Annotated in this window: 14 protein-coding genes; 11 read left to right on the top strand and 3 right to left on the bottom strand. The window is 54.5% G+C overall.

Going from position 1 to position 12674, the window contains the following annotated elements; translation table 11 throughout:
* Positions 1-76 precede the first annotated feature (76 nt).
* Complete coding sequence (locus Yoon_RS05075; protein WP_238110716.1) at positions 77-1336, bottom strand: ABC transporter substrate-binding protein; 1260 nt, start codon at positions 1334-1336, stop codon at positions 77-79.
* A gap of 174 nt (positions 1337-1510) precedes the next feature.
* Between Yoon_RS05075 and Yoon_RS05070 the strand changes: the two genes are divergently transcribed.
* The 11 genes from Yoon_RS05070 (at position 1511) to Yoon_RS05020 (ending at position 9829) form a co-directional block, all read left to right on the top strand.
* Positions 1511-2293 (top strand): IclR family transcriptional regulator, encoded by a 783-nt coding sequence (locus Yoon_RS05070; protein ID WP_238110986.1) that lies wholly within the window; start codon positions 1511-1513, stop codon positions 2291-2293.
* A gap of 16 nt (positions 2294-2309) precedes the next feature.
* Positions 2310-3368 carry an ABC transporter ATP-binding protein gene (locus Yoon_RS05065; protein ID WP_238110715.1) on the top strand — a complete coding sequence of 353 codons (1059 nt, stop codon included), beginning with the start codon at positions 2310-2312 and terminating at the stop codon, positions 3366-3368.
* A 308-nt stretch (positions 3369-3676) separates the two neighbouring features.
* Positions 3677-3964 (top strand): STAS domain-containing protein, encoded by a 288-nt coding sequence (locus Yoon_RS05060; RefSeq protein WP_238110711.1) that lies wholly within the window; start codon positions 3677-3679, stop codon positions 3962-3964.
* Positions 3961-4329 (top strand): response regulator, encoded by a 369-nt coding sequence (locus tag Yoon_RS05055; RefSeq protein WP_238110710.1) that lies wholly within the window; start codon positions 3961-3963, stop codon positions 4327-4329. The genes Yoon_RS05060 and Yoon_RS05055 overlap by 4 nt, the downstream gene beginning before the upstream one ends.
* A gap of 1 nt (position 4330) precedes the next feature.
* On the top strand, positions 4331-6436 hold the full coding sequence (locus Yoon_RS05050) for a chemotaxis protein CheA (protein ID WP_238110708.1): 2106 nt from the start codon (positions 4331-4333) through the stop codon (positions 6434-6436).
* Positions 6420-6887, top strand: coding sequence for a chemotaxis protein CheW (locus Yoon_RS05045; RefSeq protein WP_238110706.1), 468 nt, complete (start codon positions 6420-6422; stop codon positions 6885-6887). The genes Yoon_RS05050 and Yoon_RS05045 overlap by 17 nt, the downstream gene beginning before the upstream one ends.
* The gene (locus tag Yoon_RS05040; RefSeq protein ID WP_238110705.1) at positions 6884-7786 is read left to right on the top strand and encodes a protein-glutamate O-methyltransferase CheR; all 903 of its coding nucleotides are present in this window, start codon (positions 6884-6886) and stop codon (positions 7784-7786) included. Before Yoon_RS05045 ends, Yoon_RS05040 begins: the two co-directional genes overlap by 4 nt.
* A 3-nt stretch (positions 7787-7789) precedes the next feature.
* Positions 7790-8176: a response regulator gene (locus Yoon_RS05035; RefSeq protein ID WP_113777215.1), complete on the top strand. Its 387-nt coding sequence runs from the start codon at positions 7790-7792 to the stop codon at positions 8174-8176.
* Between the two features lie 17 nt (positions 8177-8193).
* Positions 8194-8550 (top strand): hypothetical protein, encoded by a 357-nt coding sequence (locus tag Yoon_RS05030; protein WP_238110704.1) that lies wholly within the window; start codon positions 8194-8196, stop codon positions 8548-8550.
* A 111-nt stretch (positions 8551-8661) separates the two neighbouring features.
* Entirely contained in the window at positions 8662-9288 is a 627-nt protein-coding gene (locus tag Yoon_RS05025) for a CheB methylesterase domain-containing protein (protein WP_238110702.1), read from the top strand.
* Between the two features lies 1 nt (position 9289).
* A complete protein-coding gene (locus tag Yoon_RS05020) occupies positions 9290-9829 on the top strand; it encodes a chemotaxis protein CheD (protein ID WP_238110701.1) in 540 nt (179 codons plus the stop codon).
* On the opposite strand, the gene Yoon_RS05015 is transcribed toward Yoon_RS05020, so the two are convergent.
* Together Yoon_RS05015 and Yoon_RS05010 are read right to left on the bottom strand one after the other, a co-directional pair.
* Positions 9826-10707 carry an NAD(P)-dependent oxidoreductase gene (locus tag Yoon_RS05015; RefSeq protein ID WP_238110698.1) on the bottom strand — a complete coding sequence of 294 codons (882 nt, stop codon included), beginning with the start codon at positions 10705-10707 and terminating at the stop codon, positions 9826-9828. The two genes, Yoon_RS05020 and Yoon_RS05015, sit on opposite strands and share 4 nt — an antisense overlap.
* A 33-nt stretch (positions 10708-10740) precedes the next feature.
* The gene (locus Yoon_RS05010) at positions 10741-12627 is read right to left on the bottom strand and encodes an acyl-CoA synthetase (protein ID WP_238110695.1); all 1887 of its coding nucleotides are present in this window, start codon (positions 12625-12627) and stop codon (positions 10741-10743) included.
* Between the last annotated feature and the right edge of the window lie 47 nt (positions 12628-12674).

Here is a 12674-nt window from a genome sequence, read left to right as displayed (position 1 = left end):
CGACAACCAGAGTTTGGTTCGCGAATACGTTAAGGGCAAATGTGCCCCCCACCAAAGCGGGAGGCACAAATTCAGATTATTGGTAAATACGCTGACGCGCTTCTTCGAGACGCGCGAGGATGTCGTCCAGATTGTCGGGGAACACCATGAACTCTTGCAGGCCTTCCATGCCAACGCTGGCCATTTCCGCGGGAAAATCGCGGTCAAAGAACTGCGCGACGCCGCCTTGGGCATTGGTTGACAGCATTGCAAAGCCTTGCTCGAGGAATTCATCCGCATCCACACCTGATTCTGCGTTGATTGGCAGTTGGCCAAGCGCATCACCAGAGTTGATTTCGGTCTGCACGTTTGCCGATGTCACGTATTGCAGGAACGCGCGGGCGTTGTCCTTATTTTCCGCACCAGATGGGATGTGGAATGTATCAGTCGGTGCATCTTCACCTTGTGGGTAGTCGCCGATCAGCGGGAATTGATAGAAATCGATCTGCGCGTCGGTTAGACCCGCTTCGCGCATCGCGGCAACTGCAAAGTTCCCCATCAGGTAAGATGTCGCTTCGCCGTCGATCATGAAGTTCAGCGCTTCTTGCCAAGAGTATGACTGGTGATCGGCGATAAAGCCGCCCATGTCGATCAGCTTGCGCCAGTTCGCGAATGTTTCACGGACGCGCGGATCTGTCCATTCAACTTCGCCACGTGCGAGCTGCATGTGGAAATCAAAGCCGTTCGTGCGCATGTTCATATAGTCGAACCAGCCGCCAGCTGTCCAAAGGAACTTTGTCCCGATTGCGTAACACGCGCGGCCTGAATCAACGATGACTTGGCAGTTCGCAATTTCTTCGTCGAAGGTGACCGGCTCTGACAGGCCCAATTCGTTAAAGATGTCTTCGCGGTAATATACGCCCCACTGATAGTAGGTGTACGGTACACCGTATTGCTTGCCATCAAGCGTCAGCGCGCCTTGGACCGCATCCAGCCCCGGCAGGTCGCCGTCCGCGTACATGTCTGAAATATCTTCGAACAGACCTGCCTCCACGTATGGGCCCATACGGTTGGCCGCATACCAGTTCACGACATCCGGTGGGTTTGCGCCCAATGCGTTGCGGATCTGTGTTTTCCACGCTTCGCGGTCAACAACGGTCAGTTCGATGTTGAGCTCTGGATGCATCTCTTGGAAACCAGCAACCAGACCTTCCATCACCGCGCGTGGCGCAGGGTTAGACATGTCCGATGTGATTTTCAGATCGCCAGATAATTGGTGGCCGTCCGCGAATACCGCTGACGCTGCCATACCTAGCGCAGCCACCGCCGCGCACGAGGTTTTCAAAATGGAATGCATGGTTTCCTCCCTACTGCTTCCGTTGCAATGTATTGTCTCATTATATGAGACGTCGTTTTGCATATTGATACTAAACCGCGACTCGGTTACCGTTGTCAACAGTCAGCTGCGCGTTTACGGCAATGTCGAACGCTCGATTGGCAAAGGGAGACGCGACAAATGGGGAGGAAAACCATGGGCGTTGTGACCGGTGACGGCACAGTCGGCAAAGCACTCACCGTGCTTGATCAGGTAGCGGGTATGGGCCGCCCTGTTCGCATGCGCGAATTGCTTGAGACCTCCGAATTCCCGAAACCCACGCTTTACCGTCTGCTGCAAACCCTGACCAATCAGGGTATGCTCACCTATGATACCGAGGCGCAAACCTATGCGCCCGGTATCCGCCTTGTCCGTTTAGCCCATGTGGCGTGGTCGCAGGCATCGCTTGCGCCAATTGCCCGCCCGCATGTCGACGCGCTCGCCGCTAATCTGCGTGAGGCAGTGCATGTCGCCCAAATCGATAGCGGCCAAGTTGTTTTTGTCGATAAGCGCCAAGCAAGCACAAAGTTTTCAACACTCGCCCAAGCCGGGCAAGTCGCCCCCGCCTATTGCACAGGCGTTGGCAAAGCGATCCTCGCGTTTTTGCCCGAAGAAGATTTGGAACATGCGCTGCTCCAACAAGCGTTCCACCGCTACACGCCTGCAACCCACACGAGCGCCGACACCCTGCGCGCGGAGCTTGAAACGATCCGCGCCGAAGGCATCGCCTTTGACCGTGAAGAACACGCGGCGGGCATCATCAGTATAGCCGCGCCCATATTGACACCCGGCCAACGCGTCGTCGGATCGATTTCCATCGCGACGGCCACCAACCGTCATTCGTTAGAGGGGCTCAAGGCATTCCGTCCTGCTTTGACCGAATGCGCCCAAAAAATCGGAGCCGAGGCGCAGTCTTGGCAGCCCCCATCACTTCCCTAGTTGAAAGGAACGATCCATGTCAGGCGTAGTCATGAAGGATGTCATCAAACGATATGGTGATGTCCAAGTCATTCACGGTATCGATCTTGAAATCAACGACGGTGAATTCTGCGTTTTTGTTGGCCCATCAGGCTGTGGCAAATCTACACTCTTGCGTATGGTCGCCGGGCTTGAGCAAACCACCGAAGGCGCCATGGCGATTGGCCCGCGCGATGTGACCCAAATGGACCCGGCCGAACGTGGCGTCGCGATGGTGTTCCAGACCTATGCGCTTTATCCGCATATGACAGTGCGCGACAACATGGGCTTTGGCCTAAAAATGAACGGACACCCCAAGGCTGAAATCGCTGAAAAAGTCGCCGAAGCCACACGCATTCTCAAGCTCGAAGACTATCTAGATCGCAAACCAGCCGCCCTATCGGGGGGGCAGCGTCAACGCGTGTCAATTGGACGTGCGATTGTACGCGGCCCCGAGGTGTTTTTGTTCGATGAACCGCTGTCGAACCTTGACGCCGAGCTGCGTGTTGAAATGCGCGTCGAAATCGCCCGTCTGCACAAAGAAATCGGCGCGACGATGATCTATGTGACCCATGACCAAGTAGAGGCAATGACCCTTGCCGATAAGATCGTTGTGCTGCGTGCCGGGCGGATTGAACAGGTTGGCGCCCCACTGGATCTGTACCGCGATCCTGACAATAAATTTGTAGCTGGCTTTATTGGATCACCTGCGATGAACTTTCTAGATGGCGTGTCCACTGGCGACGCTGTGACGCTCAATGATATCGCTGGCACCTATGCCCTGCCCGTCACGATCCCCACAGAGGGAATTGAGGTCAGCGTCGGTATTCGCCCAGAACATGTTGAAATCGATCCCAGCGGTGACACCCATACGGTTGAATTGACCGAAGCCCTGGGCGGCGTGTCCTATGTGCATTTGAAATCTGACTCGGGCGCGAAAATCATTGTCGAAGAACGCGGTGATGAGAGGTCCCGCGCAGGCATCCGCGTAGGTATTTCCTTCCCTCTTGAGCGCGCGATGCTGTTTGATCGCAAGACAGAGCAACGTATCCGATAATCGCATCGCCCCACCGCGCAAACAGTGGGGCGAACGCATTTCAGAACGACTTGCTACCCGTCATCGTAACCTGCGCATAAGCGGCAAGATGGCTATCCGCAGATGAAAGCCCGCCCTCATTATTTTAGGGCGCGTTTAGCGCAAAGCGGCACGGTCGTTCCTACAGTTGATCCTGCGCGCGATCGAAATTTGCGCATACCGTCAGCAAGTTTGTGCGGCTGTTTACGTCAAATTAAGAGGAGACCCGGCATAAGTCAGTCGAAGCCAAAAGATGTGCCGATTGATGCAATGAATGGATCGCCTCTACGATGACAACAAATGCCCCCCCCTATCAGCTCGCAGCGGTGATGACGCCAGAAGACTGCGAAAAGCTGCATGATTACCTTAACACAGCCTATGAATCTGCAATCATGGTCAAGTGTGACGCTGTCACCCGTCTGCCGGGACTGGCTGCCCAGCTCTTAGTGATGGCGCAAAAATCTTGGCAGCAACGTGGATTCGGCTTTGCGCTCAGCGACATCAGCCCCGCATGTGCAGATAGCCTTAAAACATTAGGATTACAGCAATTTCTAGCGCAAGAAGGTGCCGCAGAATGAAAACACGTATTCTCGCAATTGACGATTCACGCACGATCCGAAGCTTACTAACGATGGCGCTCGAAAAAGCCGGGTTCGACGTCACCACCGCCGTTGATGGCGTCGATGGTGTGCAAAAATTCCGCGATTCTGATGCGGACCTTGTCATCACTGATGTGAATATGCCCAACAAAGACGGGTTTGGCGTGATCGACGATATCCGCGGCGGTGAAAAAAACCGGGCAGTCCCCGTGCTCGTGCTTACCACTGAAAGCGGGGCCGCACTTAAGGAACGCGCGCGCGCTGCTGGCGCAACAGGCTGGATCGTCAAACCGTTTGATGACGACGCATTGGTATCCGTCATTCGCCGCCTGACTGGAGCATAAGATGGCTACTGACCCTTCAATTCTGGACACATTTTTCGAAGAATGCGAGGACCTTATCGTCGCGTTGACAGAAGGTCTGACCGAAATGCGCGACGGCGCGGAGGACGATGAAACGGTCAACGCCGTATTCCGTGCAGTGCATTCGATCAAAGGCGCGGCCGGGGCGTTTGCGCTTGATGAATTGGTGGGGTTTGCACATAAATTCGAAACCGTTCTGGATGAACTACGTTCCAATCGCCTAACAACGGACGAAAACCTGTTACGGGTCCTACAACGCGCCGGGGATGTGCTGGCCGATTTGGTCGAAGCCGCGCGCGACAATATTCCCGCGAACCGCGATCAGGTCGATCCGGTGCTCAATGAACTACAAGCATTTTTGGGAGACGAAGACGATCAACCCGAAGAAGAGTTTGTATTTGAGGCGATGACGCTCGATTTCGACAATGCCGAAGAGCAAAGTGGCTATCGGGTTTCATTTAGGCCCAGTCACGAGTTTTACGCCTGTGGCCATGACCCCGAACTTTTGATCAAAGCCCTCAACGAACTTGGGTCCGCGACAACAAGCGTCGATGATACTGCCTTACCCGACGACTTTGGCGATTTCGATTGGGAAAGTGGCTATTTGACATGGACCATTGAGATCGAAGACCTCGCAACCGACCTTGGCATTCTTGAGATTTTTCAATTTGTCGACGATCTGTGCGATCTTAAGATTTCGCCGCGAGATACGCCACTTACCCCCGGCGCGGCCCCGGCCATCGAACTCGAAGATCTCCCAGATATCGTGCAAACCACGCCGATTGAGGTCGCCCCAAAGGATGAGCATCCCCCAGCTGACACGCCGCCCGTAGAAGCACCTAGCACTGGACCGAAAGCGGATGCCAAACCAGCCAAACGCAACGCAATCAGCCTGCGCGTTGACCCCGAAAGGGTCGACAGGCTGATCAACGCAGTGGGCGAGCTTATCATCAATCAATCAGTCATCTCTCAACGACTTGAAAAAGCTGCGATCCCGAATTCCTCTGATCTTTTTGCTGATTTGGATGATTACAAATTGCTCGCGCGTGAAATTCAAGAAGGCGTCATGGCCATCCGCGCACAGCCCGTAAAACCTCTTTTCCAACGCATGTTACGGATCGCGCGCGAGGCCGCTGATGGCACCGGTAAAGACGTGGCCATTGTGACACATGGCGAAAACACTGAAGTCGACAAAACCGTTGTTGAACGGCTTGCTGACCCGCTCACACATATGATCCGCAATGCAATTGACCATGGAATTGAAGCGCCCGAACAACGCAAAGCCGCCGGTAAGCCTGCCCAAGGGGTTCTCACGCTCACCGCAAGCCAACGTTCTGGCAGCATCGTCATCGAGATTGCCGATGACGGGGCTGGGCTCAACAGGACCCGCATTCGCGCGATCGCTGTTGAAAAAGGGCTCATTCCGGCCGACGCGACGCTTAGCGAACAAGAAATTGATCAACTGCTTTTTGCGCCCGGGTTTTCGACGGCAACTGAGATCACCAATTTATCGGGCCGCGGCGTCGGGATGGACGTCGTCAAAACAGCAATTACGACGTTGGGTGGCCGGGTCGCAATCAGCAGCGTACCGGGCAAGGGCACGACGTTCTCAATCACCCTACCACTAACATTGGCCGTCATGGATGGCATGATCATCAACGTCGGCGGGCAAACCATGGTTGTGCCGATTTCCAGCATCCTCGAATCAATTCGGCCCAATACGTCGGACATTTCACGGATCGGGTTGCACGGAGAGTTGTTGCGTATCCGCGGGGAATATGTGCCCATCGTGGATTTGGCAGATCGGCTGGGGCATCCGCCTGATAAGCGCACAATGACGGACCGTGTCCTCCTCTTGATTCAGACTGAGACCGTCCCGCAATGTGCGCTTGCGGTCGACGACATCTTTGACCAACGACAAGTCGTCGTCAAAAGCATGCAGGGAAATTATGGGGCGATTTCGGGCATTTCCGGCGCGACAATCTTGGGTGATGGTAAAATTGCCCTGATCATTGACCCCGACGCAATTGCGCTCAATGCAGCGCCACGTAATTTTGAAGAGGAGGCACTCCATGTCGCAGCAAGTTGAAGCCCCACAAGCCAAGCAACTTGAATTCGTTACGCTTGTTGCTGGCGGTCAGAATTTTTGCGTTGAGATTACGCAAATTCGCGAGATTCGACGCTGGACCCCTGTGACGATCCTGCCGCACTCACCCTTCCACGTCTTAGGGGTGATCAATCTGCGCGGCGCGGTCATCCCAATTATCGATCTCGCGGTCAAGCTCGGCTTTGAGAAAATTCAACCGACAGAGCGCCATGTTATCATCATTACCGCAATAGAAGATCGCATCGTCGGGCTTTTGGTGGAATCTGTGTCTGAAATTCTTGGGGTGAGTGCGGATATGGTGCGCGAAACGCCCCGCGGTCCCGAAGACCCCGCAACACGTGCAATTCAGGGTATCATTCCCGTCGATGACGACATGACCAAAATCATTAACCTCGGTGCACTGATGCCGAGCCTCGATCCGGTGGCAGCATGACATCAACCGCTCACCAAACGATGGCGAGCTTGCAGCCGGCAGAGTTCGCGTTTTCTGATGCGGATTTCGGCCAAATCGCTAGCTTGGCTCAGGAAAAATATGGCCTAAACCTACAATCTTCGAAAAAGGCTTTGGTGTATTCACGTCTCGCCAAACGGCTTCGCCAGCTTAAGATGAGCACATTTGCCGACTACTATGCACTACTCAGCCAGCCGCAAGAACAAAATGAACACTCACATTTTTTGTCAGCACTCACGACAAATGTGACCCATTTTTTTCGCGAGGAACACCATTTCAGCTACCTGCAGAATACGGTGATGCCAAAACTTGTTACCAAGGCAAAGGCCGGACAGAGCGTGCGCCTTTGGTCATCGGCCTGCTCATCTGGTCAAGAAGCATATTGTATGGCGGCAATCGTCAATGCAGTGTGCCCTGAATTTGCAAGCCTAGATATCAAAATTCTTGCCACAGATATTGACCCCAAGATCGTCGCACAGGCGAAACAGGGTATCTACCCAGATACGCAACGAACCGCTATTCCAGCAGCGTTTCGCGATACAATGATTGCCGCAAATACGGCATCAGACGGGTCAATCACGATGCACCGAAAACTTAAAAGCCTCATTTCATTTGCCGAACTGAACTTGATCGGAGCCTGGCCAATGCGAAAAGAGTTCGATGTTATTTTCTGTCGCAATGTCGCGATTTACTTTGATCCTGCTACCCAGCATCGGCTTTGGGCGCGTTTTCATGATTTGCTGGCACCAGACGGGCACATGATGATCGGGCACTCTGAACGTCTCGGTGGCCCAACAGCCAAAAAGTTTCGCAACGTCGACATCACAACCTACCAAAAATCCACCGGGCACGCCCCGCTCTTGGACGAAAAGAAAGAATAAGACATGAGCCTCAAAGACTCGCTACGCGTTATGATCGTTGATGATATGGGGGTCAGTCGTGGGCTGTTGGTCCAAGCCATTGAAGAGATGGGCATTTGGAAAAACCAAGCAGAAAACGACGGCCGCGCCGCACTGGCCAAACTGATCGCGGATCCAGTGCATCTGGTCCTGTCCGACTACAACATGCCCGGCATGGATGGGTTGGAATTGCTCAAAGCATTGCGCCAAAACCGCTCCACAGCACGCGTCGGTTTCATACTTGTTACCGGAAACCCAACCGCGGATTTAGTGACCAAGGGAAAGGCACTTGGGGTCAATAATATTATCAAAAAACCGTTCACAACGGCGAGCATGAAACAATGTATCGAAAGCGTCGTTGGCCGCCTATGACAGAGCAGGTTCAACAAATGGACCGCCACGATCTTAAGGCTGTTCTCAAAAACACAAGCGCTGCGATGCGTGAGTTGGGACAAACATTGACCCAACTCGAAGAGGCGCTACTTGACGATATGATGGCCGGGACCAGCATCGTACAAAACAGGCCAGCGATGCAGACCATCGATTTCTTGATGCAATCTATTGAGGAGCTTGCATTGATGTTTGATCGTATGGAGGCGCACGAACATGTCTCTGGTGAGGTGGATTATTTCGATGTAATCGCGCCAATCCGGTTGCAACGCATTCGCGAACACATCGCGGGTCGGCGCGCGCGATATGCGCAAATCGGTGAACATCCAAATACCGATGGCATCTCAATGTTTTAACATTTCGGCAAAGGGCCAAGGCCACATGCAAACCAATGTCCAGACCGCCCCCGTTTTATGCCACCGGCGGCGCCACGCAGCATCCGAATGGCCCCACGGCTGGAGCAAGCAATGGTATCAATAAATGCGCCGTTCGGCAGGCGTCCTGCGGCCAAAAATGAAACGACACAAAACTTTATTCTGTTGGGTTCGTCAACCGGAGGCGTCGATGCGTTGATACAAATCTTACGTCATTTTGGCTCGGATTGCCCGCCGACGTTGATCGTGCAGCACACTGGCAACCAGTTTGCGCAAAGTCTGATTAGGCTTCTGGACGGTGCGACACGGGCCAAAGTTGTCGCCGCGCAAGATGGCGCAATGCTGGAACGCGGACTGGTCTATCTGTCGCCAAGCACCGAACAACATCTTTGTCTTGCCGAAAATCTTCCCTTGCGCATTGCACTAAACAAAAACCCACCGCGAACGAGCCACCGCCCTTCCGTTGACGCCTTGTTTGAATCTGCGGTTCCACATGCGGCAAATGCAACTGCGGCCATTCTGACAGGTATGGGCAAAGACGGCGCACAGGGGCTTCTTTCTTTGCGCCAAGCGGGTGCACAAACGGTCGGCCAAGACGAAAGCACATCCATTGTTTATGGAATGCCGCGGGTCGCACATGCTTTGGGCGGAGTCGCGCGCGCTCTGCCGATCACCGAAATTGGGCCCGCTCTGCTACGTGCGGCAATACAAAGGACCTAAAATGAATGTGACCCGCGCCCCTGATCAATCGCATCAAACTATCACAGTGATCCAAGGCGATTTTGCTGTCTCTGCGGATCCAAACGTCGTGTTGTCCACCGTCTTGGGATCCTGTGTCGCGGTGTGCCTGTATGACCAAACGGCCAGCGTTGGCGGCATGAACCATTTTCTGTTGGCCAGCAGTTCTGACACCGGGTCGAAAGACCTGCGCTATGGCGTCAATGCAATGGAGCTACTCATTAACCGCGTTTTGCGCGCGGGCGGCGACCGTGGATCACTACAAGCAAAGATATTTGGTGGCGCTAAAATGACAACCCATGCAGGGGATATCGGACGCAATAACGCCGATTTTGCGCTGGATTTTTTGACGCGCGAAGGCATCCCATGCGTGTCCCAAAGCCTTGGCGGCGATCAGGCCCGTCGCGTACAGTTTACCCCGACAACGGGTGCCGCGCGCCAATTGCAAATCGCTGGACCAGCGCCTGCGCTTGAACCGGTTCGGACACCCTCACGCGAAGCGCCAGACATTACGCTATTTTAGGATTGAGATCCGAATGCCTGCAAACGCTTGAGCAAAGATGATGTGTCCCAACGTCCGCCGCCAAGTTTCTGCACGTCCTTATAGAACTGATCGACCAAGGCGGTGACAGGTAAGCTCGCACCATTTTCATCTGCCGTGTCCAAGCAGATCCCGAGATCCTTGCGCATCCAATCAACCGCGAACCCGTGGTCGAATTGATCGTCCAGCATGGTTTCATAGCGGTTGGCCATCTGCCAGCTTCCAGCTGCGCCTTGGCTGATAACTTCGACGACCGCGCGCCCATCGAGCCCTGCTTTTTGTGCAAAATGCAGGGCTTCTGACAGGCCTTGAACAAGGCCGGCAATCGCAATTTGATTGCACATCTTCGTCATCTGACCGGCCCCGCTGGCACCGATCCGGCGGCAAATACCGGCATAGGCGGCAAGCACGGGTTCCACGCTGTCAAAGCTGTCTTGCGCGCCACCGCACATCAACGAGAGAACGCCATTTTCAGCCCCCGCTTGCCCGCCCGAAACTGGCGCGTCGACGAATGCGATGCCTAACGCGGCGGCCGCGTCGTGCAATTCGCGCGTTACCGCAGCCGAAACAGTGGTATGATCGACAAAAGTTGTCCCCGCTGCCATGCCCGCGAACGCACCATCCGCACCAAGACAAACAGACCGCAGATCATCGTCATTGCCAACACATGACATCACAATGTCTGCGCCATCGGCTGCAGCGCGCGGTGTTGCGGCCATTTGGCCACCATGCGCGGTCACCCATTTTTCGGCCTTGGCCGCCGTTCGGTTATATACCGTGACGGCGTGCCCTGCTGCTTGCAGATGCCCCGCCATGGGAAACCCCATCACGCCAAGTCCTAAAAATGCGAGTTTAGCCATCGATCCACGTCCTTTTATTGCGGCGCGTTGGCGTTACTCGGCGATCTCCCATGCGATCGTGAAGGCGGCCAGCGCGTCTCCGATGACTTTTTCCTCCACATCGGCAGGTTTTGCAATACGTGCAATCAGCCCACGTTTTTTGTGTTCGGTCACGATTTCAACAGTGGCACCTGTCTCGGCCAGGGCTTCGTTATAAATCCGCGTGATCGCAAGTTTACGCAGGTCTGGCTTAAAGATTTTTCCGACCGCTGTTTTTGGCAGTTCATCCAAAATCTCAAGATGCTTGGGGAATGCCGCACGTTCGTGGATATGCTCTTTGGAAAAGGCGATCAGCTCGTCCGAGGCAATCTCAGCCCCATCAACCAATTCAACATAGGCACAGGGGATTTCGCCTGCATGTGCGTCCGGTTGACCAATCGCGCCAGCAAAGGCCACCGCTGGGTGCCCGGCAAGCGCCTCTTCGATCTCAGCGGGGTCGATGTTGTGACCGCCGCGAATGATCAGATCCTTCGCCCGGCCCGTAATCCACATATAGCCATCTGGGTCGATCCGCCCTAAGTCACCCGTGCGCAAATACTGCGTTTCAGATTTATCACCGGGATAGTACAGGTTCTCGTTTTTATCAGCCTCGGTGTAGGTTTCGCCCATCGAAACGCCCGGGCTGGATACGCAAATTTCGCCAATTTCGTCGGGTTCAACCTCTTGGCCCGTCGCAACCGAGATGATTTTGATATCCGTGTGCGGGAACGGTAGACCGGTTGAACCCACCCGTTTTTCGCCCGCTGGCGGGTTGATCGCGACAAGGCATGTCGCCTCGGTCAATCCGTAACCTTCACAAATTGTGATCCCAGCGGCTGCTTCAAACCGTTTGTATAGCTCAAGCGGCAAGGGGGCTGACCCGCAAAACGCCAAGCGCAACGTCGAAATATCGGCATCGACTGGGCGCTGCATCAATGCCGACATCGCCGTAGGAACGGTGATCATAAAGGTGACTTTGTGCTTTTCGACCAGCTTCCAGAAATTATCGAAAACGCCCTCGCCGCGGTAGCCCTGCGGCGTCGGGAACACAACTTCGGCCCCCGATCCAAGCGACGCGCCAAGCGACACGGTCGTCGCGAAAACGTGGAAAAGCGGCAGTGGACAGATTTGCACATCTTGTTCCGTGAACAGCAATCGCGCGCCCAGCCAAGCGTTATAGATGATCCCGGAATAGCGGTGCTGCACGACCTTTGGCATGCCGGTCGTGCCGCCAGTGTGGAAATAGGCCGCAACCCGGTCCCCTTCGCTATCCGCAAAGGCGAGCGTTTTGGGCTGTTTCGCCATCTCAGTGTGAAAGCTTAGCACGCGCGCGTCGTGGTTTGTTGGGTTTTTCGGCCGAATAAGCGGCACGATAAATTTCTTAATCCCGGTCAGATAGCGGAGCAAATCCACTTCCAGAACGGTTTTGACATTAGGCGCAAAGCGCACGGCTTCTGCCGCCTTTTGGGCCACATCAGTTTTGGGGAAAGCTTTGAGCGTGACCAGCACCTTGGCGTTGGTTTCACGCAAAATTGCGGAAATTTGCTCTGCATCAAGCAGCGGGTTAATCGGGTTCACGATGCCTGCAACCTGTCCGCCCAAGATCGTCAAGATGGCTTCAGTGGCATTGGGCAGCAAGAATGCAACAACATCCGTTTCGCCCACACCCAGCGACCGAAACAAGTTCGCGGCCTGCGCGGTTTGCGCGCGCAATTCGTTCCACGACAATGTTTCGCATTTTGAATCCGGGTCCGACAGCAGGCTATAGCTCACCGCGTTGCGTTCCCCAAATTTGTCAGCAGTCTGATTGAGCAGCGCAAACGTGGTCTTAGGCAGATCGCGATCTTCCCATGGCATTTCTTGTTCGATCGCATTGCGATCAGCGACATTTGCATAAGCCATGTCGGTTCTCCTCCCCTAAAAGTATGCGCGACCTAGCATCTAAGCGC

The sequence above is a fragment of the Yoonia sp. I 8.24 genome (genome assembly GCF_022096995.1).
GTDB lineage: Bacteria > Pseudomonadota > Alphaproteobacteria > Rhodobacterales > Rhodobacteraceae > Yoonia.
Note: the sequence above shows the minus strand (reverse complement) of the source record. Positions and strands in the feature narration are given on the sequence as shown.